This window comes from Methyloversatilis sp. XJ19-13, assembly GCF_024580155.1.
Lineage (GTDB): Bacteria > Pseudomonadota > Gammaproteobacteria > Burkholderiales > Rhodocyclaceae > Methyloversatilis.
In genome coordinates, this window is record NZ_JANINH010000045.1 from 1 (window position 1) to 423 (window position 423).

At 61.7% G+C, this 423-nt stretch carries 1 protein-coding gene; it reads right to left on the bottom strand.

What is annotated here, in order from left to right; translation table 11 throughout:
• The coding region (locus NMQ14_RS19885) for a GTP-binding protein (protein ID WP_257098514.1) at positions 1 to 423 on the bottom strand (423 nt) is incomplete at both ends.

Here is a 423-nt window from a genome sequence, read left to right on the forward strand (position 1 = left end):
CGTACTTCGACAGCAACTCGCGCACTTCCATTTCAACGAGTTCGAGCAGCTCGGCGTCGTCGACCATGTCGCACTTGTTCAGGAACACCACGATGTACGGCACGCCCACCTGGCGCGCCAGCAGGATGTGTTCGCGCGTCTGCGGCATCGGGCCGTCAGCGGCCGAACACACCAGGATCGCGCCATCCATCTGCGCAGCACCCGTGATCATGTTCTTCACATAGTCAGCGTGGCCCGGGCAATCGACGTGCGCATAGTGCCGCTTCGCCGTTTCGTACTCGACGTGCGCCGTGTTGATCGTGATGCCGCGCGCCTTCTCTTCCGGCGCCGCATCAATCTGGTCGTACGCCTTCGCCTCACCACCGAACTTCGACGACAGAATCGTCGTGATCGCCGCCGTCAGCGTCGTCTTGCCATGATCAA